At 50.3% G+C, this 20,980-nt stretch carries 17 protein-coding genes and 1 tRNA gene; 10 read left to right on the top strand and 8 right to left on the bottom strand.

Translation table 11 applies throughout. The features are described 5' to 3' along the window. Positions 1-11: 11 nt before the first annotated feature. A complete protein-coding gene (purH, locus tag CPA45_RS01605; protein ID WP_096649706.1) occupies positions 12-1,592 on the top strand; it encodes a bifunctional phosphoribosylaminoimidazolecarboxamide formyltransferase/IMP cyclohydrolase in 1,581 nt (526 codons plus the stop codon). Positions 1,593-1,681: 89 nt separating this feature from the next. On the opposite strand, the gene CPA45_RS01600 is transcribed toward purH, so the two are convergent. Then, positions 1,682-3,139 (bottom strand): NAD-dependent succinate-semialdehyde dehydrogenase, encoded by a 1,458-nt coding sequence (locus CPA45_RS01600; RefSeq protein ID WP_096649704.1) that lies wholly within the window; start codon positions 3,137-3,139, stop codon positions 1,682-1,684. Between the two features lie 153 nt (positions 3,140-3,292). Continuing rightward, positions 3,293-3,844 carry a GTP cyclohydrolase I FolE gene (gene folE / locus CPA45_RS01595; protein WP_096649702.1) on the bottom strand — a complete coding sequence of 184 codons (552 nt, stop codon included), beginning with the start codon at positions 3,842-3,844 and terminating at the stop codon, positions 3,293-3,295. A 335-nt stretch (positions 3,845-4,179) separates the two neighbouring features. On the opposite strand from folE, the gene CPA45_RS01590 reads away from it, so the two are divergent. Continuing rightward, the gene (locus CPA45_RS01590) at positions 4,180-4,767 is read left to right on the top strand and encodes a hypothetical protein (RefSeq protein ID WP_096649700.1); all 588 of its coding nucleotides are present in this window, start codon (positions 4,180-4,182) and stop codon (positions 4,765-4,767) included. A 111-nt stretch (positions 4,768-4,878) separates the two neighbouring features. On the opposite strand, the gene CPA45_RS01585 is transcribed toward CPA45_RS01590, so the two are convergent. Next, positions 4,879-5,853, bottom strand: coding sequence for a serine/threonine protein kinase (locus CPA45_RS01585; RefSeq protein WP_096649698.1), 975 nt, complete (start codon positions 5,851-5,853; stop codon positions 4,879-4,881). Between the two features lie 32 nt (positions 5,854-5,885). After that, on the bottom strand, positions 5,886-6,386 hold the full coding sequence (locus CPA45_RS01580) for a ComF family protein (protein ID WP_096649696.1): 501 nt from the start codon (positions 6,384-6,386) through the stop codon (positions 5,886-5,888). Positions 6,387-6,751: 365 nt separating this feature from the next. On the opposite strand from CPA45_RS01580, the gene CPA45_RS01575 reads away from it, so the two are divergent. Together CPA45_RS01575 and CPA45_RS01570 are read left to right on the top strand one after the other, a co-directional pair. Next, positions 6,752-6,836: transfer RNA gene (locus CPA45_RS01575), tRNA-Leu, on the top strand. A gap of 283 nt (positions 6,837-7,119) precedes the next feature. Further along, on the top strand, positions 7,120-8,112 hold the full coding sequence (locus CPA45_RS01570; protein ID WP_096649694.1) for a hypothetical protein: 993 nt from the start codon (positions 7,120-7,122) through the stop codon (positions 8,110-8,112). A gap of 184 nt (positions 8,113-8,296) precedes the next feature. Here the strand turns inward: CPA45_RS01570 and CPA45_RS01565 are convergent, their stop codons facing one another. Next, entirely contained in the window at positions 8,297-9,058 is a 762-nt protein-coding gene (locus CPA45_RS01565) for an SDR family NAD(P)-dependent oxidoreductase (RefSeq protein WP_096649691.1), read from the bottom strand. Between the two features lie 272 nt (positions 9,059-9,330). Between CPA45_RS01565 and CPA45_RS01560 the strand changes: the two genes are divergently transcribed. The 4 genes from CPA45_RS01560 to CPA45_RS01545 all read left to right on the top strand — a co-directional run bounded on the left by CPA45_RS01560 (position 9,331) and on the right by CPA45_RS01545 (position 12,953). Next, positions 9,331-9,831, top strand: a complete 501-nt coding sequence (locus CPA45_RS01560) for an FxsA family protein (RefSeq protein WP_096649689.1) — start codon at positions 9,331-9,333, stop codon at positions 9,829-9,831. A gap of 229 nt (positions 9,832-10,060) precedes the next feature. Further along, complete coding sequence (locus CPA45_RS01555; RefSeq protein ID WP_016913703.1) at positions 10,061-10,354, top strand: co-chaperone GroES; 294 nt, start codon at positions 10,061-10,063, stop codon at positions 10,352-10,354. 58 nt (positions 10,355-10,412) lie between these two features. After that, on the top strand, positions 10,413-12,056 hold the full coding sequence (groL, locus tag CPA45_RS01550; protein WP_096649688.1) for a chaperonin GroEL: 1,644 nt from the start codon (positions 10,413-10,415) through the stop codon (positions 12,054-12,056). A 168-nt stretch (positions 12,057-12,224) separates the two neighbouring features. Beyond that, entirely contained in the window at positions 12,225-12,953 is a 729-nt protein-coding gene (locus CPA45_RS01545) for an RNA methyltransferase (RefSeq protein WP_096649686.1), read from the top strand. Between the two features lie 75 nt (positions 12,954-13,028). Here the strand turns inward: CPA45_RS01545 and CPA45_RS01540 are convergent, their stop codons facing one another. Continuing rightward, positions 13,029-14,375 (bottom strand): Na+/H+ antiporter family protein, encoded by a 1,347-nt coding sequence (locus tag CPA45_RS01540; protein ID WP_096649683.1) that lies wholly within the window; start codon positions 14,373-14,375, stop codon positions 13,029-13,031. A 207-nt stretch (positions 14,376-14,582) separates the two neighbouring features. Between CPA45_RS01540 and CPA45_RS01535 the strand changes: the two genes are divergently transcribed. Then, positions 14,583-15,977, top strand: coding sequence for a GntP family permease (locus CPA45_RS01535; RefSeq protein WP_096649681.1), 1,395 nt, complete (start codon positions 14,583-14,585; stop codon positions 15,975-15,977). A gap of 37 nt (positions 15,978-16,014) precedes the next feature. On the opposite strand, the gene CPA45_RS01530 is transcribed toward CPA45_RS01535, so the two are convergent. Further along, positions 16,015-17,277, bottom strand: coding sequence for an acetate/propionate family kinase (locus CPA45_RS01530; RefSeq protein ID WP_096649679.1), 1,263 nt, complete (start codon positions 17,275-17,277; stop codon positions 16,015-16,017). Positions 17,278-17,283: 6 nt separating this feature from the next. Next, positions 17,284-18,705 carry a bifunctional enoyl-CoA hydratase/phosphate acetyltransferase gene (locus tag CPA45_RS01525; protein WP_096649677.1) on the bottom strand — a complete coding sequence of 474 codons (1,422 nt, stop codon included), beginning with the start codon at positions 18,703-18,705 and terminating at the stop codon, positions 17,284-17,286. A 273-nt stretch (positions 18,706-18,978) separates the two neighbouring features. Between CPA45_RS01525 and CPA45_RS01520 the strand changes: the two genes are divergently transcribed. Beyond that, positions 18,979-20,964 (top strand): monovalent cation:proton antiporter family protein, encoded by a 1,986-nt coding sequence (locus CPA45_RS01520; protein WP_096649675.1) that lies wholly within the window; start codon positions 18,979-18,981, stop codon positions 20,962-20,964. Positions 20,965-20,980 lie beyond the last annotated feature (16 nt).

Here is a 20,980-nt window from a genome sequence, read left to right as displayed (position 1 = left end):
CGAGCATCCTTATGGCTGATAGCACCGCTAACCCCGTCCGCCGCGCACTTTTAAGCGTATCTGATAAAACCGGCATCGTTGAATTTGCCCGCGGCTTGAGCCAGCACGGCGTGGAGCTGCTTTCTACGGGCGGCACTTTTCGTCTACTACAAGAAAACAACATCCCCGTGAAAGAGGTTTCTGAGCATACCGGTTTTCCAGAAATCATGGACGGACGCGTTAAGACCTTACATCCGAAAATCCATGGCGGCATTCTTGCCCGTCGCGGCCAAGACGACGCAGTTATGGCCGAGAATGACATTACGCCAATCGATATGGTGGTGGTCAACCTTTACCCCTTCGCCGCTACTGTTGCCAACCCCAACTGCACACTAGAAGATGCTATCGAAAACATAGATATCGGTGGCCCCACCATGGTTCGCTCCTGCGCCAAGAACCATGCCTATACGACAATTGTTGTGAACGCAGATGACTATGCGCGCGTCCTTAATGAACTCGCTAGTAATAGCGGTCAGGTGAGCCATGCAACACGCTTTGATTTAGCCGTCAAAGCCTTCGAGCATACGGCAAGCTATGACGGCGCTATCGCCGACTATTTAGGCCGCAAAGTGAGTAGCGAAGATGCCTCTTTCGCACGCACCTTCAACCTGCAGCTACAGAAAAAGCAAGACATGCGCTATGGTGAAAACCCACACCAACAGGCGGCTTTTTACATTGACCCAACGGCCAGCGAGCCTAGCGTCGCCACCGCAAAAACTCTGCAAGGCAAGCCGCTCTCTTTTAACAATGTGGCCGATACGGATGCCGCCTTTGAGTGCGTTAAAGCCTTCGATGAGACCGCCTGCGTTATTGTCAAACACGCCAACCCTTGCGGCGTAGCCATTGGCGAAAGTGCTTTGGAAGCCTACGAGAAAGCATTTGCCACAGACCCAACCAGCGCCTTTGGGGGCATTATCGCCTTCAATGTAGCGCTAGATGCCGAGACTGCGCGCGCCATTATTGATCGTCAATTTGTTGAAGTAATTATCGCACCTGGCGTAAGCGATGAGGCCGCCGCCATTGTGGCGGAAAAGCAAAATGTGCGTCTCCTGGATGTCAGCGCCTACTGGCCTGGAGAAGAGCAGCCTGCCTTTGATTTTAAACGCGTTAATGGCGGCCTACTGGTGCAGGAACGCGATCAGGGAATGGTTACTCGTGAAGAGCTAACGGTAGTAAGCAAGCGAGTACCTTCAGAACAAGAACTACGTGATCTTGCTTTTGCTTGGCGAGTCGCCAAATTCGTCAAGTCTAATGCCATTGTATATGCAAAAGCAGGACAAACCATTGGTGTAGGCGCTGGGCAAATGAGCCGCGTCTACTCTGCCAAAATCGCTGGGATCAAAGCAGCCGATGAAGGCTTGTCAGTCCCTGGTTCCGTTATGGCATCTGATGCGTTCTTCCCCTTCCGTGATGGCATTGATGCAGCTGCCGCAGCCGGCATTACTGCGGTTATTCAACCCGGAGGCTCTATGCGCGACCAGGAAGTCATTGATGCCGCCAATGAAGCTGGCATTGCCATGGTGTTCACCGGAATGCGTCATTTCCGTCACTAAGCACTGGGTACTAGGCAGTTTGCTTAAAAGACCAGCCCCCATTGGCGCAGCGCCAATGAGGGCTTTTTTAGGCGACTAGGTCTAACCAATTAACCTAGATCAATACACAGGTACTTGGTTTCTAAATACTCCTCCAATCCTTGATGTCCACCCTCACGACCAAGCCCAGAGGCTTTTACACCGCCAAAAGGTGCAGCCGCATTGGAAATAAGTCCTGTATTAATGCCTACCATACCGTACTCAAGCGCTTCAGCGACACGCCAAACACGCGCCAAGTCACGTGAGTAAAAGTAGGAAGCTAAGCCATATTCGGTGTCATTAGCCATCTCAATGGCTGTTTCTTCATCATCAAAAGGAAACACCGCCGCCAAGGGACCAAAGGTCTCCTCGTGTGCCACTTTCATCTTATCGGTGGCAAAACTGATGAGTGTGGGAGTGAAAAAATTACCGCCTAGCGGATGGGGGTGGCCACCCAACAGAAGCTCGGCGCCGTTATCGATAGCATCCTGGACATGCTCACTTACTTTTTTAACAGCGTTCTCATCAATCAGCGGCCCGATATTGACATCAGATTTAGTGCCATCACCTACCCTGAGCTCGCTATTCATGGCCACAGCAAGCTTTTCACAAAAGGCATTAATTACGCTGGATTGCACTAGAAAACGATTGGTGCACACACAGGTTTGGCCTGCGTTGCGAAACTTGGCAGCCATCGCGCCTTCCACAGCGGCATCCAGGTCAGCATCCTCAAAAACAATAAATGGGGCGTTACCACCAAGCTCCAGCGAGATTTTTTGCACATGCTCGGCCGCTTGGGCCATCAACTTACGCCCCACCTCTGTTGACCCTGTAAAGGTGATTTTGCGGACTTTAGGTGACTGTGTAAGCGCTTTGGCTATTTCAGACGCATTTCCCGGCACAACATTAAAAACGCCACGTGGGATGCCTGCTCGCTCAGCGAGCAGCGCAAGTGCCGTGGCCGAAAACGGTGTTTGACTAGCGGGCTTAACGACTATCGTGCAACCGGCTGCCAAAGCAGCACCCGCCTTTCGTGTAATCATAGCGGCTGGGAAGTTCCACGGAGTGATGGCCCCCACTACGCCCACCGGCTGCTTAGTCACTACGATACGCTGAGTGGCCTTAGCAGCAGGAATCGTCTCACCATAAACGCGTCTAGCCTCTTCTGCGAACCAACGGAGGAAGCTTGCAGCGTAGGCAATTTCCCCTGCCGACTCTTTAAGCGGCTTTCCCTGCTCATACGTCATTAAAAGCGCTAGATCGTGCTGATGCTCAAGCATTAGGTCATGCCACTTAAGCAGCAAGTCAGCGCGCTCCTGTGCCGTTAACGCCCGCCATGCCGGCAAGGCTGCATCTGCAGCATCAATGGCCCGCTCTGTTTCAGCCTTGCCTAGTCGCGGGATGTCACCAACCGGTTTCCCCGTTGCCGGATTTATAACGTTGATTTGCTCACCGCTGTCGGCGGCCACCCAACTGCCGTCGATATAGGCAAAGGGGCAATACAGCTGTGTTTCTTTCAGCGCTTCCATGACAGACTCCTAACCGAATGATGGCCTCGTGGGCTCATTGACTCATTCATGCTAAGACGAAAAAGCACATTTGACCAAGTGTTTGCCAACAAAGAAGGCACTGCTAGTAGAAATCGAGCACAGCCACCATCCCCTATACTGCAAAGTGCCACATTAGCTGATCAGCGTTAGGAATTCTTGCCGGGTCGCTTGGTTAGTGCGAAAACTGCCTAGCATCATGGACGATGTCATACTAGAGTTTTGCTTCTCCACACCTCGCATCATCATGCATAAGTGCCTTGCTTCAACCACTACAGCTACCCCTCTTGCTTGGGTTACTTGCTGTACAGCTTCAGCAATTTCTCGAGTGAGGTTCTCTTGAATCTGCATACGCCTGGCAAACATATCAACAATTCGTGCGAATTTAGAGAGTCCTAACACTTTGCCACTAGGCAAGTAAGCGATATGACATTTCCCTATAAATGGCAGTAAATGGTGTTCGCACATCGAGTAGAGCTCGATATCTTTGACTAACACCATTTCATCAGTCTGTGATTCAAATACCGCACCATTAATAATCTGTTCTAGCGACTGCTGATAGCCTGCCGTTAAAAACTGCATTGCTTTTGCCGCCCGTTTCGGCGTATCACGCAACCCTTCACGGTCGGGGTTCTCCCCTAGCGCAGTAATAATTTGGCGGTAGTGCAGGGCGATGTCGTCGGTCATGTTAAGCCTCATCCAAACTGTGCGTACTCGCTTTGAAGCAGTGATTTCTCGCCCGCGAGCCATAATGCGTACAAATTAAAATTTGTAATCTGATGCGTGTAAGCAAAGATTCATAAACAGATGTTCACTGGCGTAATAGATTTGCACGTCACTAATTTACAAAAACTATACGCACCACAACCTTTGCACAATAATAAATCTCGTATCGCACTATTCTACCGCACCTATCTCCACTGTGGCAGAGTGCCGCGCACCCCCATTCGCTCCTATTTGAGCTGTGCTATGATGATTTACTATTTCTGCTTACGCAGCGTTAAATTTAAAGAGCACTCTACATGTCATTTAAATCTCTACCTTTCTGGTTAACTGCCATCGTTGGCTCAACATTGGCTGCACCTTTGTATGCAGAGGACGCTATTTTTAGCCTACCATCAGGCGCTACTGTCGGGGTTGAAGTTATTGAAAGCCTACACCTCGATAAGGAGCAAACACGCCTAACAAATATTCTGTTACACCCTGCTCATGCAGATGATGCCACTCATGAGCTACCAGAATACTGTGTACTTGTGGCCAATGCTCAGCTAAGCAGCGACCGAGTCCGTATCACCACCCAAGACGCGACTTGCATCGAAACCAACGATGCAGAAAGTGCTATTTACTCTGGCTCCTTTAATGCCAGTGCCTATTCAGGAGATGGTCAGTATGGGCTAGCGTGCGATAGCGAAGCGTGCACACTATCTCCAGGCGATGCGTTTACTTTAACCCTGGACGAAAGCGTCAGTATTTATGCTCAAGACAATCCTTCAGCTGAAATAAATGCCATCCGCCGGCAGGCTAATGGTGAAGGGGTAGCCAACCCAATTCCATCTGAGCAACCAGCCCCCAGCGAAAGCAGTGGGGACACCTCAGCAACGGCAGAATAAACCAGCAGCTCAACTCGGTTACTCTTTCTAACGCTTCCCCTATTAAATAAGCCCTTTCATATACTGATAAGGGCTTTAAAGGCTCAGGGTCAGTCAATCTAGAATGAGTGGCTACGCTAGCCAAACAGGCTTTTCAAGCTGGAGAGATTGCTGCTCCAACTGCCGGATATGCTGATCCCAATAGCCTCCTTCCGCAAGCCATGGAAATGCGCGCGGAAAAGCCGGGTCATCCCAACGGGAGACAAGCCACGCTGTATGGCGAATTAGTCGATAAGCCCTGAGCGGCTCAATGAGTGATATTTCTTCGCTTGGGAATGACCGTGTCTCTTCATACCCTTCAACAATCTCGCTTAACTGAGCTCGCCAGCTAGTGGGGTCATTCACTGGTAGCAACATCCAAATATCTTGAATGGCGGGCGCCATAATACAGTCGTCAAAGTCGACTAGCGTAAAAGCCTCCTCACGGCCTAACACATTGCCTAAGTGACAATCTCCGTGCGTGCGTATCACTTTTGCGCTATCAACATCACGCCCCCCGGGTTGTCGCAGTATCTTTTGCACTACTTGCTGATAGGCACGCTGCTGGTGCTTATTGAGCCACTGACTCCCCAACACACGCGCTTCAGCTTCCAAAATACCTTGCTCAAACGATAACCGCGCTCGGTATTGAAAATCCTTCTTACACGACACGTTATGAAGCCTCCCCAATACCTCTCCTAGCGCAAAAAGATGGGAGGGGTTATCCAACTCAGGGGCTTGTCCTGGGCATTGAGGGAATAGCGCAAACCGGAACTGCTGGAACTCTTGCAGTGAGATGTTTTGTTCGTCTCGCCAAGGAGCCACCACGGGAACCCCCGCCTGATGAAGCTCCTGTAAAAAATCATGCTCCTCCTGAATTGCCTGATTACTCCAGCGATCAGGACGATAGAACTTCGCCACCCAGCGACCACCCTCGTCATCACGAAACATTAACACTCGGTTTTCGTAACTATTAAGCGCGAATGGCTCGCCAGCAGGCCAGATACCGATGGACTCTATGGCAGACATCACCATGTTGGGTGAAAGTGCGCTAAAGGGGTGGGGCATACACTGCTCCTTAAAAAGAAAGTGCCATTCTATCAATTCCTATCCAGCGGCGTACGGGCAACGGCCCATATATCTACGTGCATTGCCCCTGCATCCAGCGCCGCCTGTGCTAACGCATGCCCTGTTGCCCCAGTGGTCACAACATCATCGATAATCGTGACGTGGTGTGGCAGAGGACCCACCACCTGAAATGCCCCGACCATATTTACCATGCGCTGACGGCGGTTCAAGGAGCGCTGGGAAGGCAACTGCTTGGTACACCGAGCACTGACGACAGGTACATTTAGTCGCTTACTTAGCTGGCTTGCAAGCCAGCTTGCCTGATTAAAACCGCGCTTTTTGGCCCGAGCCTGGAACATAGGAACGGGTAGCAGTGCACTACCCAAATGAGCAGGGGTATTCGCTAGCATTAACTCAACGAGTAACGCACCCGCTCGCGGTGAACCATTAAATTTAAAATCATAAATTAGCTCGATGACAGGCCCTTCATATAGAAGCTCAGCTGTCGTCACCTTAAAAGCAGGAGGACTCACTAAACAGTGACCACAACGTTCATTGGATAGATTTGGCGACAGGTTTGACGTATGCCTACCAAGCGGCTCTTTGCACTGTACGCACGCATGCCTATTCCAAGGCAATTCATTAAAACATTCACGACACCAGCCACTCTCTAGCGGCTCCGGGGAAAGGCAAAAAGCACAATAGCCAGGCAGCCCCCTCCCCAGCCAACTGTTCACCCAATTCACTGTGCCACTCGCCACACTCCTCGCCCACCAGGCCACAGACATGATTTACCCCTATGTTTAAGAAACACAATTTAAGAAGTACAGCTTAAGAAGCGCAATGCATTAAGTATTGACATTAAACAGGATCCTGTTAATATACGCCTCGTCTTCAGGCGGATGTGGTGGAATTGGTAGACACGCTAGATTTAGGTTCTAGTGCCGTAAGGTGTGGGAGTTCGAGTCTCCCCATCCGCACCAATTTAGGTACTTGAGTAAACACTTATTCAGGTACCAACTCAAAAAAAATTCGGCAGCCATTGGCTAGCCGAATTTTTTTTGCTTTTTAAATTCTCGCAACCTGCTGACTCTCTGCCCTTTTTTAGGTTAAGTTAGCTACCATCCCCTTCTACACACAGAAGAGGCTTCAGCCACGAAATGGTTCTGTCACCACTCAGCTGCATGCTTGCCTAGCCCCATTTCTGAGGTTAATAACACGCCCAAGCTAGCCAACAATATAAAATTTCTACTCAGAGATGTTGATATGAAAAAGATCATTACCCTCTTCTGCTTAGGCACACTTACCACTTTATCTTTACAATCCCACGCCGAAGAAGAGGATAGCGATTTACCTGCGTGGGCAGAAGAGCAGCTAGAGCCGTTTCGTGCCCGTGTTGGCAGTTGGGTAGATAATACGTCACGCAATATTGATGCTTTTTTTGGCGGCGAGCAGGCAACTTCCACCAATAATGACTCCTACCTTCGCCTTGGCCAGGAAATTGACTGGATGGAGGGTGAAGGAACTAGCGACAATATCAGCATACGCTACAGAATCGACCTCCCGACCACCGAAGAGAGATTGCGCTTGATCATCGAGAGCGATCCGGAAGAGTCTCAAGGCACTCTAGCCGACCAAGGGTCAGGCCGGCTATATAACGATCAGCGTGATCGGCGTTCATCCACTCTTGGTTTAGATTGGCTTGAGAGTCGCGATAAACGAGAAAACTGGAGTAACCGAATTGGGGCAGGCGTACGCTTAAGAGTACCGCTCGATCCATATGTCCGCTTAACCAGCGAGCGCCTATGGGATATTGGTGATGGCCCCTGGCAACTAGAGTCGCTTAACCGGCTCTCTTGGTTTAACAATGAAGGCTACTCAGCACGCACGCAGTGGGACATCGGTCGCCCCGTTTCAGCAAGCAAGCATTTACGCTTTATTACTACGATTCAGTGGCGAGAGGAGGAAGACACGCTTGAATACAGTGAAACTGCAGAGCTTAACCATCGGCTAAATAACCGCAGTGCACTGCGCTACTCCGCTATCGCCATCGGCGAAAGTACCTCAAACCCCCGCATGACCAACTATTACCTACAAACTCGTTACCGCCGAGACATACACAAAGGCATTCTATTTGCCGATGTAATTCCAGAGCTGCACTTTCAGCGCGAAGTAAGCTACGACCCTCGCTGGGCGATGACACTACGTCTAGAGATGTATTTCCAACGAGAAATTAGCCGAGACTATGCGCAATTCTAGAGGCTTGCATCTATTTTAAGCCCCACACCCATTTTAAGCTCCGCCCTTATTTTCAGCCCTACTTTTCAGCTCTACCTCTCTAGAACAGCCAACCAGTTAAAGACACATTGGTAGCAAAACCACCAGCGTGTCTCTAGCTTCAGTTTCTATTGCGTAGTTTAAATGAGCAGCCCAAATGAGTAGTTTAAAGCCGTAACCCACCGTCGCACTCGATAATCCGTGCGGTGAAGTAGTCATTTTCAAAAATAAAAGCAACACTTTGCGCAATATTATCCGGCTCACCTAACTGCTTCAGGGGTACGCTGTCAGCGATTCTTTCTAGCATATCTGGACGCATCGAGGCCGTCATATCCGTTGCAACAAACCCTGGCGCCACGGTCCCCGTACGAATGCCATAACGTGCAAGCTCCTTACCCCATGTTACCGTGAGCGCGTGCACACCCGCCTTAGCAGCCGCATAGTTACTTTGTCCCATATTGCCAGCCCTAGAAATACTAGAGATATTGACGATGACCCCCTGATGACCAGCCTCGACCATCTGAGTAGCTGCTTCGCGGCCACACAGAAAAACGCCGGTTAAATTTACATTTAATACTCTTTGCCAGGCCGATAGTGACATGCGTTTTTCGACGCTACCGTCTTTAGCTTTGATAAGAAGTGCGTCATCGGTGACACCCGCATTATTTACACAACCACTTACGGCGCCCATACGGGAGGCAACATCAGCGAAGGCAGTCTGGACTGACTCTTCATCGGCTACGTTAACCACAAATGCCTGTGCTTCAATACTCTGGGATGACAGCAGTGAGACAGCTTCGTCTAGTGCTGCAGCACTTTGATCCAATAGCGCCACCTTTGCTCCCCGCGCACCTAGCCTCTGAGCTATCGCAAATCCCAAACCTCGCGCACCACCTGTTATAGCAATCACTTTATCAGTCAACTGCATGTCACTCTCCTCGATAAGCAGCACCTAATACTTGTGATAAACATTTACATTAACGCTTACACAAATACTCATACAGCGCCTTGTCAGTTCGTCTCCGCGCCCGGCGGTGGTTATTATAGAAACACTAGCATTATTGTGCAATGCAGCATAGAAAAGACTGCGCAAAAATCGAGTGTTTATTAGTGGCTCGCTCATGTCATGGTTGGCAGTACTACTTGTTATCTTCCGTTCCGCCACCATATCCAACGATTACGTTTATCATGGAGCCCACCATGCCCATTCTCCTGTTTATATCATTATTCACTCTATTCGACTTTGTACTGCTTTTCTTCGTAGGCAGCCATATAGGCCTTTTAACGACACTACTATTAGTATTGGGTACTGGTTTCGTCGGACTATATCTTGTACGCAAAGAGGGTGTCTCTACCATTGCCCGCGCAAGACAACGCATGCAGGCTGGCGAGATCCCATCCAAAGAGTTATTAACAGGTGCTGCACTCATTTTTGGTGGTGCGCTTCTGGTTGCTCCCGGCTTTCTTTCAGATGCGCTAGGGATCGCGTGTCTACTACCCACCGCTCGCCAGCTTATGCTGAAAGCCCTTAAGTGGCTTGGGCTCAAAACCGTCAGTAACCCTCAATACCAAGCCAACACTACCTACCAGCAGCAACATGAACGGCATAATGAGCACCATTCTGCACACGACTCTGAGCGTCAAGACGGCCCTCTTGAAGGTGATTTTATTAGTCGCGACGAGTCTACCCGACGACATTAAATACCAAGCTGATATAAAAACTGCTGATGCGTAAATTTTTTCTTACTCCCCCCTTGAAAGGTGCTAAGCAGCCCCCACTTTTGAGGCAGCAGACAAATTCGGCGAAAGTAGACGCTTTCGCCATTAACATGAAGGCATGGGCCTTCACTTCTCGCGGACGGTAGTCCACGGGAGTTATTTTTAAGCTAATTGCCCATATGGGCTTGACGATAATCAGGAGAACGTGAGCATGAATATCCGTCCTTTGCACGATCGCGTCGTAATTCGCCGCGTGGAAGAAGAGCAGAAAACCGCTGGCGGCATCGTGCTACCTGGTAATGCGCAGGAAAAACCCACTCGCGGCGAAATCCTGGCTGTTGGTAATGGCCGTATTCTTGAAAGCGGCGACGTTCGCCCGCTGGATGTTAAAGTTGGCGACACCGTCATCTTCAAAGATGGCTACGGCGTTGAGAAGCAGAAAATCGACGGCGAAGAAGTTCTGATCATGAGCGAAGCCGATATCCTGGCGGTTGTTGAAGGCTAATCACCGACCTCGGCAGCTTACTTCATTTTTTTAATTTTACTTTTAGGAAGTAACGAACATGTCAGCTAAGCAAGTTAAATTTTCCGATGATGCCCGCAAACGTATGGCGCGTGGTGTTGACGTACTGGCCAACGCCGTAAAAGTTACCCTGGGCCCGAAAGGCCGCAACGTGGTGCTGGACAAGTCATTTGGCGCCCCGACCGTTACTAAAGACGGTGTTTCTGTTGCCAAAGAGGTCGAACTGAAAGACAAGTTCGAGAACATGGGCGCCCAGATGGTCAAGGAAGTTGCTTCCAAGACTTCTGACGCTGCAGGCGACGGCACCACTACTGCGACCGTTCTGGCTCAAGCAATTGTTGCGGAAGGCCTAAAAGGCGTAACCGCTGGTATGAACCCAATGGATCTGAAGCGCGGCATCGACCAAGCCGTGAGCGCTGCTGTTAAAGAGATCCAGGCTATGTCTGTGCCCTGCACCGACACCAAATCCATTGCCCAGGTAGGTACTATCTCTGCCAACGGTGACAAGCGCATCGGTGAAATCATCGCTGAAGCGATGGAAAAAGTGGGTAAAGAAGGCGTCATCACCGTAGATGAAGGTCGTGGCTTTGAAGACGAGTTGGAAGTAGTTGAAGGTATGCAGTTTGACCGCGGCTACCTGTCGCCCTACTTCGTTACCAACCAAGACACGATGACCGTTGAGCTGGAAGATCCCTACATCCTGCTCGTCGACAAGAAAATTTCCAATATCCGCGAATTACTGCCGGTGCTCGAAGCCGTAGCCAAGCAAGGTAAACCGCTTGCCATTATCGCTGAAGACATCGAAGGCGAAGCCCTGGCAACATTGGTTGTAAACAACATGCGCGGCATCGTTAAAGTAGCTGCTGCAAAAGCACCTGGCTTTGGTGACCGTCGTAAAGCGATGCTGCAGGATATTGCCATCCTGACTAACGGCACCGTTATCTCTGAAGAAGTAGGCCTGACACTTGAGCAAGCCACCCTGGATCACCTGGGTACTGCCAAGCGCATGACAATGTCTAAAGAGAACACCACCATCATTGATGGCGCTGGCGCAGAAGGCGATATCGAAGCGCGTGTTAACCAAATCCGTGCGCAAATCGAAGACACCTCTTCTGATTACGACAAAGAGAAGCTGCAAGAGCGCGTTGCCAAACTGGCAGGTGGTGTTGCTGTGATTCGCGTTGGCGCGGCCACTGAAGTAGAAATGAAAGAGAAAAAGGCCCGCGTTGAAGATGCCCTGCACTCAACTCGCGCTGCCGTAGAAGAAGGTGTTGTACCTGGCGGCGGTACCGCACTGGTTCGTGTTATGGCCAAAGTACAAGGCTTGACTGGCGAAAACGAAGACCAGAACCACGGTATCAACATGGCGCTGCGCGCTATGCAATCACCGTTGCGCCAGATCGTTACCAACGCAGGTGAAGAAGCAGCTGTAGTTATCAATCGTGTGAAAGATGGCGAAGGTAACTTCGGCTATAACGCACAAACTGGTGAGTACGGCGACCTGTTCGAAATGGGTGTTCTGGACCCAGCTAAAGTAACCCGTACTGCACTGCAGTCCGCGGGTTCTGTTGCTGGCCTGATGATCACCACTGAGTGCATGATCGCAGATGACCCTGAAGAGAAAGATGCCGCTCCGGATATGGGCGGTATGGGTGGAATGGGTGGCATGGGCGGCATGATGTGATGCACCCCTGAGCCTACGCTCTGACGTTTAACGTCTTAAAGAACCCCGCCACGTGCGGGGTTCTTTTATATTACCTGATCAACAGCCGCCACTTACTCGCCTCTTCTCATTCCGTCAAAGCATGCTACCATCAGCGCCTTTATCGGCAGCTTCTAGGTCTTCATTACCGTGCTTTCTAATATCCGCATCGTGCTGGTGCAAACCTTCCATCCTGGCAACATTGGCGCTGCTGCCCGGGCAATGAAAACCATGGGCTTAACCGAACTAGTTCTGGTCAATCCCCGTAGCTTTCCCGACGAAGAAGCCACCCGCCTTGCAGCAGGCGCAACGGATGTGCTGGAAAATGCCCGCTGCGTGAGTACACTTGCAGAAGCCGTAAGTGACTGTGTTCAAGTAGTGGGCGCCAGTGCGCGGCTACGCAGCTTACCGTTACCGCACTTTGATGAGCCTGACGAAATGGCCCAGCAGGTGATTGAGAATGCTGCCCATGCACCGGTCGCCTTGGTATTTGGCCGCGAGCGGTCAGGGCTAACCAACGATGAAATACGTTGCTGCACTCACCAGGTGAGCATTCCTGCTAATCCTGAATACGGCATCCTAAATCTTTCCCAGGCGGTACAGATTTTAGCCTATGAAGTACATCGCGCCTGGCGCAAACGCGATGGTAACGACTTTACCTACCAACGACCACTGGAAGCCACCCCTCCTAGCCGTGAGCAGTTTATATACTTCCAGGAGCACCTCGGGCGCTTAATGCAGCAAAGCGGTTTTCTAACTCAGCCTCATGCACGCACAGAGGAGCAGCTTCAAGCGCTATTCTCCCGCGCCCAACCAAGCCGTAAGGAGCTTTCTTTGCTGCGTGGGTTGCTCAGCGCATTTGAATCGCACCTACCTTAAGTCGTAAATGCTAATCGCAGAAGACAAAGAAGGGCAGCCATTGGCTGCCCTTCTGCGCATACCTCCAACAAGCAATTACAGCGACATCGCTGCCAGCCAACCAAAAGCAATTAACGGTACATTGTAGTGTAAGAAAGTCGGCACCACGCTGTCCCACATATGGTCGTGCTGACCATCCACGTTCAACCCAGAGGTTGGTCCAAGCGTTGAATCAGACGCTGGCGAACCCGCATCCCCAAGCGCTGCCGCCGTCCCCACCAGTACAACAGTAGCCATAGGTGAAAAACCAAACTGTATAGCCAGCGGTACGAAAATGGCAGCAATAATAGGAATTGTCGAAAAAGATGAGCCAATGCCTAGAGTAATAAACAGCCCCACTAACAGCATTACCATAGCGGCTAAGCCACGGTTATCACCAAATATCTCAAAGGCCCCAGACACCAGCGACTCAATATCCCCCGTTGCTTTCATTACTTCTGCAAAGCCCGCCGCTGAAATCATAATAAAGCCGATCAACGCCATCATACGCATACCACTGGTGAACAGGTCGTCCGCCTCTCGCCACCTAAAAATACCACCTAACGATAGCAAACCAATCCCCACTAATCCCCCGAGGATCATCGAACCTGTGTACAGCTGTAAACCAAGCGCCGCCACAATAGCAACACCCGTCATCACCAACCCCAGCACGTGTGGCTTGGCAGGCGCCGGTGCCTGCTGGTGATTGCTAGCCACCAACTCTTTACTGGCGTACTCGCGCCGCCCACGGTAACTAAACAACAGCGCCACGAACAAACCAATCGCCATCCCTCCAACCGGTATCGCCATCGCCATCGGCACCATCCCCCGGGTAATTTCCAGACCCAGAGGCTCGCCCGCACTATTCAAATTGGCCAGTAAAATATCGTTCAAAAAAATCGCCCCAAACCCTACAGGTAATAGCATATAGGGTGCCGTTAAACCGAAGGTGAGCGCGCAGGCAACAGCCCGACGGTCAAGCTGAAGCCGGTTCATAACCGCAAGTAGCGGCGGGATCAGCACTGGAATAAAGGCAATATGCACTGGAATCGCATTTTGTGAGGAGATCGCCACTAACAGCACTGCTGCCAGTAAAGCCATTTTCACTCGTGCCTGATGAACCGCTGATGCCTCTTTACCCAGCATAGTAATTAACCGGTTGGCCAACATGTCGGGCAACCCCGAACGAGAAATAGCAACCGCGAAAGCGCCTAATGTTGCATAGGCTAGCGCCACCTGTGCGCCGCCTCCCACGCCATCATTAAAAGCGCTGAGTGTTTCATCGAGTGACAGACCACCTACCAAACCGCCGACCAGCGCCCCTACTACTAGCGCAAACACAACAGACACACGTAAAAGTGACAGCGCCACCATTACCAGCACTGCAATAATTACTGCATTCATGGAGATACCCAGAGCTATTAGAAGGTCGAGACCACTGAAAGTAGCGAATTTTAACAGATGGAACACACTTAAGCAGGCTAAAGATAAGGAATAACACTTTAGTCTCAACCCCATTGCTGCTTTGCAACATGCTCCCTACTATTCACGCCTTGATTATTTTCAACATCCGCTAATTTAGGTTTTATACAAAGCCACTTAGGAGCCTGTATGGGCATGCTCGCGATCATTGTTTCATTACTTCTACTGATGTTTTTAGCCTACAGAGGTATCTCGGTTCTGCTTTTAGCACCGCTGATGGCCTCTCTGGCGGTACTACTATCAGGAGATGCTGCTTTTTTACTCCCCATCTATACCGATACATTTATGAAAGCCCTGGGTAACTACGTTATCCAGTTCTTTCCCCTGTTCTTACTCGGCGCGCTATTTGGTCAGTTGATGGCAGATTCAGGCGCCGCCCAGTCCATCTCAAGCGGCATTGTTAAACGCTTAGGTACCCATCATGTGGTGCTAACCGTAGTAATAGCCTGTGCTGTGCTGACCTATGGCGGGGTATCACTATTTGTTGTTGCATTTGCAATCTACCCCATTAGCCGTGAGCTGTTTCGCCAAGCTAACGTTCCGAAACGGTTGATTCCTGCCTCTATTGCACTCGGTTCGTTTACATTTACCATGACAGCCTTGCCAGGCACGCCTTCCATTCAGAATGCGATTCCCATTCCTTACTTTGGCACCAACAGTTTTGCGGCACCTGGCCTAGGCATCATTGCTGGCTTAATCATGTTGGGCCTAGGTATTTATTACCTGCAATCTCGCGTCAAAAAGGCAGCCGCTAACGGCGAAGGCTACGGCACACATAGCGAACGGGAAGCAGAAACATCCGATGAGGTTGAAAAAGCACCCAGCATGCCTTTAGCCATGGCGCTAATCCCTCTAGTACTGGTAATCGGCCTTAATGCACTATTCACCTATGGTGTTTTTCCCGCGATGGATCTCAGCTTCATTAGTGACACTTTTGAAAATGTCACGCCCAGCAGGCAAACAGGGCTTTGGGCTATTTTGATCGCCCTACTTAGCGCTTCCGCTTGGCTGATCATTAGCCACTGGCGTCGTTGGAAAAACCTTAAAGAGACGATTAATAAAGGCTGCTTTGGCTCGCTATTACCTATTTTCAATACAGCATCCGAAGTGGGATACGGAGCGGTAATAGCAAGCCTTGCCGGGTTCGTGATTATTCGCGATGCGGTCCTGAATGTCTCGCCAGGCAACCCTTTAGTGTCTGAGGCACTGGCAATGAGCGTTTTGGCAGGGATTACCGGCTCATCTTCGGGCGGGCTGTCCATTGCTTTAGAAACGTTGGGCAGCGAATATTTAGCGATGGCTGAACAGGCGGGCATTAGCCCAGAGTTGATGCATCGGGTTGCGACACTATCGGCAGGGGGGATGGACACCCTCCCCCACTCCGGCGCCGTTATCACTCTACTTGCCATCTGCGGCTTAACGCATCGACAATCCTATGGAAATTTAGCAATGGTAACGATTGTGCTTCCCATAGCGGCGCTAGTTAGTGTTATTACTCTGGGCACTCTGTTCGGTAGCTTCTAAGGTTTTCAATATCTAAGGTTTTCAATATGAAAAACACCTAGCCTTTACTAGCACGCTTAACCAAGCGTGCTAGGCACTTTACCGCTACTTTAGGCCGTCTTTGCGAGTGCTCACGTATGTGCTGCGCACAATACCAAGCCATCATACGTGCCTCATCGGTAGGAATTACCCAGGCACCCAAAGTACTGTGAGCTGAGGAAATACGATGCTCATTGCCAGCATTCGCATCACGGTCTAACGCTACCCCAAGCCATTCGCATTGGGTGATAACTTTTTCGCGCACATAAGCGGCGTTTTCGCCTACGCCAGCAGTAAACACCAGCTGATCAACACCGCCTAAAGCAGCGGCTAAACTACCAATCTCGCGGGCGATTCGGTAGGCGTAAAGAGATAGCGCCTCCTCCGCTTCAGGGGCACCGCTTTCCAGCAATTCGCGTACATCGCCGCTAATGCCCGAAACACCAAGTAACCCTGAGCGCTTATAGAGCATGGCTTCCACCTCTTCAGGTGACATACCCTCTTGCTGGATGAGGTGTAACACTAGGCCAGGGTCAACGCTACCAGAACGCGTCCCCATAGGCAGCCCTTCTAAAGCAGTAAACCCCATCGTCGATGCTACGCTGCGCTTATTATGCAGCGCACATAGGCTAGCGCCATTACCTAAATGAGCCACAATGACGCGCTCTTTGCACTCGTCAAAGGGCAAGTAGTCGTCCAACACACGGCTAATATAGTCATAAGACAAGCCATGAAAGCCATAACGAATCAGCCCTTTTTGGGTGAGTTCACGAGGCAAGGCAAAATGCCGTGCGACCGAAGGTTGCTCAGCATGAAACGCCGTGTCGAAACAGGCAATTTGGGCAACATCAGGAAAACGCTGCATCAAATGCTCGATGGGAGCCAGTCCATGGGGCTGATGCAAAGGCGCCAAACTACTTAGCTCGCTTAACGCAGCAAGATGAGAAGACGTTACTTTAATAGGCATTTGGTAGTCGCGGCCACCATGGACTACCCGATGCCCTATGGCTGCTATCGGATGGGCACTATCCGCTTCCATCCAAGCAATCAGCGCTGTCAACGCGTCAAGATGGGTAGAGGCTGGCAGCAAGCCATCAATCGGCATCAGATTGCCATGGCCATCTTTCAACCTAACCGCCTCCCGCCCAGGACTACCGATGCCTGAAAAGACTCCCTCAACCTTTAGCACTACCCCTTCAAGAGGTAATGGTCCTGCATCTGGCGCCTCAAAAAGTCCAAACTTAATACTCGACGAGCCACTATTTATAACCATTATTTGCATACGAACTTACTCACCCTTTAAAACATTGCTCTGTTGCTGCTGATAGTCCGCCAACAGCAGAGCCAATGCACAAGATGCCATGCGCGTTAAGGCATCATCAGCGCGGCTAGTCAGTACAATGGGGACTCTCGCACCAACAATCAGCCCAGCACCGGTCGCATCTGCCAAGTAGCTTAATTGCTTCATTAGCATATTGGCCGACTCCAGGTCGGGCGCTAACAAGATATCTGCACAACCTGCCACGGGTGAATTAATACCTTTTGTTTTTGCCGCAGACTCCGATACAGCATTATCAAAAGCAAGGGGACCATCCAGAGTAGCGCCGGTAATCTGCCCCCTATCCGCCATTTTGCAGAGCGCTGCCGCATCCAGAGTAGAAACAATCTTTGGATTAATAGTTTCGACTGCAGAGAGAATAGCGACCTTAGGGTTATCATTCCCCAGTGCATGAGCCAGTTCTACGGCATTTTGAATAATGTCGCGTTTCTGCTCCAGCGTAGGATAAATAGTAATTGCTGCATCAGTGATAAATAGTGGCCGTGGGTAAGTGGGCACATCAAAAGCCATCACATGGCTTAGGCAACGCTCTGTACGTAGCCCACCCTCGCGCTTCACCACCTCCCGGAGTAACTCACTCGTATGTAGCGACCCCTTCATCAGCGCCTCCACATCACCTGCGTGCGCTAGTGCAACTGCTTTGGCAGCCGCTGCGTGGCTATGCGGCGTATCAATTAACTCAAACTCACTAATATCCACGTTAGCGGCATCAGCTGCCGCCTCAATTTTAGCTCGCGGCCCAACAAGCACAGGTATGATTAACCCCAGCGTTGCAGACTCCACGGCGCCTCGAATAGAGCCCTCGTCTACGGGGTGAACCACCGCCATACGCAACGGCGAAGGATGATCAGCGGCAGTAAGAATCTCATGCAAACGTCCTCGCTCATTGAGCCTGATAGTGGGAAGTTCTGCCCGGGGGCGGCGTACTTTTTGAGTAGGTGCCAGTACCTCAGCTTCACCTGCAATCACAATATCGCCATTTTGATTGCGGCACTCACAAGCAAAAGTGACGTGATGATTTTGCGCCTGTTTTTCAACAATAGTGACCGCCACATGAAGCACATCCCCCAGGCGAACAGGCGACTTAAAGCGCAATGTTTGGCCTAGATAAACAGTACCCGGCCCAGGCAACTCGGTTCCCAACACCGTTGAGATCAGCGCAGCCCCCCACATCCCATGGGCAATTACTTCTTGGAAATAGCTGCTTTTGGCATAGTCAGCGTCTACATGCGAGGGGTTAATATCCCCCGACATAACAGCAAACAACTTGATATCATCCATGGTTAGGCGTTTTTCCAAAAACGCCGTATCTCCCACATTCATTTCATCAAACGTACGATTTTCAATCATATCGGTGGAATGTGTTGCCATTTACTGGCTCCCTGAGTTCGAATGGAAAGCAGACTGTATAAGAGGTTTATCTGTATCAATGTAGTAGGTTAAGCACGGCACTGATACCGCCATGCTGGATAGTCCATTAGATTATAGTGATCAAAGACCTTATTAGCCCTGCATATTGATGCGATAATCAGAGCATTGCCCCTACATCCACCTTGGCGAATGGCTCACGTAAAAACAGTAGGCTCAAGACGTAGGTCTTAGAACACATTTTTCATTTATTGCTTATTCAAGGATATTTCGTAGATGCTTGAACAGACGCTGGTGCAGACACTGATATTATTAGGGGTCACTGTTTTCGTTGTTCTGCTTTTCCAGCGTTTTAGAATTCCGCCAAGCTTGGCATATCTGTTTGTCGGGGTCATTCTAGGATCGCACACTGCTGGCCCTGCTATTGAAACAACTTATATCCCGATGATAGCGGAGTTCGGTATCGTCTTTCTTTTGTTCACTATTGGTTTAAGTTTTCCTCTGCCACAAATATACACGCTCAGGCATACGATACTCAGCTTAGGCACCGCTCAAGTGGTGCTCACCACAGCGGCCATCACCTTACTAGCGTGGGCCATAGGGCTTCCATTAGTGGCTGCTTTTATTGTCGGGGCAGTATTTACACAGTCATCCACCACTATTATTAGCAAACAGCTGGCTGAACAAGGCGAGAGCCAAACACGTCATGGGCGGCTTGGCACGACCATGTCTGTGTTTCAAGACATCACCGCGGTGCCTTTTGTAGTGGTTATTCCTGTACTTGGCTCCGCTGCTGCCTCACAAATAGGTGGCGCTCTAGGCATTGCCCTACTCAAGGCCATAGCAGCTTTGGGTATAGTACTTATTTCAGGGCGCTACTTGTTAAAACCTCTTTTTCACATTGTAGCTAAGCGCCGCTCTGCAGAGCTTTTTACACTAACCGTTTTATTCGTCTCACTGATTGCAGCCTGGACAACTAATTCATTGGGACTATCAATGGCCTTTGGTGCATTCCTGGCCGGTATGGTGTTGGGCGAAACGGAGTTTAGGCATCAGGTTGAGACCACAATTCGGCCATTTCGTGATGTATTACTTGGCCTCTTTTTTATCAGTATTGGAATGCTCGTTGAGCCTGCACTGCTCCCTTCGATTTGGTACAAGGCCTTACTTGGAGCAGCAGCACTCCTCATCATAAAAACGATTATTGTGACATTAATTGTGCGTTACTCCGGCATTGATTCGCACACTGCCTTTCGCACCGGCTTAACATTAGCGGTTGGCGGAGAATTTGGCTTTGCTCTACTTTCCATTGGGCTAGATCATACTATTATCGCGACACAGCCAGCTCAAATCACACTTACTGCTGTGCTGTTTTCTATGATTGTGGCTCCCTTCCTAATTCGCTACAACCAACCCTTGGCAGCATGGCTGTTTAAAACAAGAGCGCGCTACCAAGAGGTGGATGCCCCAACCCCTGACTCCCACTCCACTTATAGTGAACATGTCATTATCTGTGGCTATGGGCGCACAGGTCAGGTTATTAGCCGTTTTTTGGAGAGCGAATCCATTCGTTTTGTGGCTATTGATATGGATCCTTCTATCGTCAAAGAAGCAAGGCTGGCAGGCCATCCAGTATTCTATGGGGATGCATCAGACCCAGTGGTCTTGGAAAGCATTGGTTTAGCCAATGCAACTCTACTGATTATTAGCCACGATGATCGTACCGCCACTATACGTACACTACACCAGGCCAGGGACACACGCCCTGATCTACCCGTTGTGGTTCGTACTTATGACGACACTGGTACGGACGAGTTGCGTAAAGCGGGGGCAACCGAAGTTATCCCTGAAACACTTGAAAGTGGCATGGTAATAGCCATGCACTCGCTCCTGACACTTAACGTTCCAATGTGGCGCGTCACTCAACGCTTACAGGAGCAGCGTATTAAGCGCTATCCAATGCTCAAAGAGCTATTTAGAAGCAGCGTAGAACTGCTTGATGAAGAAAGTGATGGAAAAACCGAGCGCCTCCACTCAGTACTACTTGAGCCCGAAAGCGCCTGCCTTGGAAGTACATTGGGAAGCTACGATTTCCTTTCACATTCGGTGACGGTTACAGCTCTCGTTCGTGACCAAGAGCGTCTCCGCTATCCCGACACTGAAATAAAATTAAAAGCTGGGGATGTACTTGTTTTACTGGGCACTCCCGAAGCGCTAGAGGAAGCTGAGCGCCGCTTATCTGAACTTTCGGGGAACAAATGAGCGGCCCCCTTCAACG

The organism is Vreelandella nigrificans (assembly GCF_002374315.1).
Lineage (GTDB): Bacteria > Pseudomonadota > Gammaproteobacteria > Pseudomonadales > Halomonadaceae > Vreelandella > Vreelandella nigrificans.
This window is presented reverse-complemented; position numbering and strand designations above follow the sequence as displayed.

Bases quoted from the DNA above. Each gene is read 5' to 3' on its own strand.
- CPA45_RS01540 (WP_096649683.1), bottom strand. From the start codon at position 14,375: ATGAATGCAGTAATTATTGCAGTGCTGGTAATGGTGGCGCTGTCACTT.
- CPA45_RS01535 (WP_096649681.1), top strand. From the start codon at position 14,583: ATGGGCATGCTCGCGATCATTGTTTCATTACTTCTACTGATGTTTTTA.
- CPA45_RS01525 (WP_096649677.1), bottom strand. From the start codon at position 18,705: ATGGCAACACATTCCACCGATATGATTGAAAATCGTACGTTTGATGAA.
- purH (WP_096649706.1), top strand. From the start codon at position 12: ATGGCTGATAGCACCGCTAACCCCGTCCGCCGCGCACTTTTAAGCGTA.
- CPA45_RS01600 (WP_096649704.1), bottom strand. From the start codon at position 3,139: ATGGAAGCGCTGAAAGAAACACAGCTGTATTGCCCCTTTGCCTATATC.
- folE (WP_096649702.1), bottom strand. From the start codon at position 3,844: ATGACCGACGACATCGCCCTGCACTACCGCCAAATTATTACTGCGCTA.
- CPA45_RS01590 (WP_096649700.1), top strand. From the start codon at position 4,180: ATGTCATTTAAATCTCTACCTTTCTGGTTAACTGCCATCGTTGGCTCA.
- CPA45_RS01555 (WP_016913703.1), top strand. From the start codon at position 10,061: ATGAATATCCGTCCTTTGCACGATCGCGTCGTAATTCGCCGCGTGGAA.
- CPA45_RS01570 (WP_096649694.1), top strand. From the start codon at position 7,120: ATGAAAAAGATCATTACCCTCTTCTGCTTAGGCACACTTACCACTTTA.
- CPA45_RS01585 (WP_096649698.1), bottom strand. From the start codon at position 5,853: ATGCCCCACCCCTTTAGCGCACTTTCACCCAACATGGTGATGTCTGCC.
- groL (WP_096649688.1), top strand. From the start codon at position 10,413: ATGTCAGCTAAGCAAGTTAAATTTTCCGATGATGCCCGCAAACGTATG.
- CPA45_RS01565 (WP_096649691.1), bottom strand. From the start codon at position 9,058: ATGCAGTTGACTGATAAAGTGATTGCTATAACAGGTGGTGCGCGAGGT.
- CPA45_RS01560 (WP_096649689.1), top strand. From the start codon at position 9,331: ATGCCCATTCTCCTGTTTATATCATTATTCACTCTATTCGACTTTGTA.
- CPA45_RS01520 (WP_096649675.1), top strand. From the start codon at position 18,979: ATGCTTGAACAGACGCTGGTGCAGACACTGATATTATTAGGGGTCACT.
- CPA45_RS01530 (WP_096649679.1), bottom strand. From the start codon at position 17,277: ATGCAAATAATGGTTATAAATAGTGGCTCGTCGAGTATTAAGTTTGGA.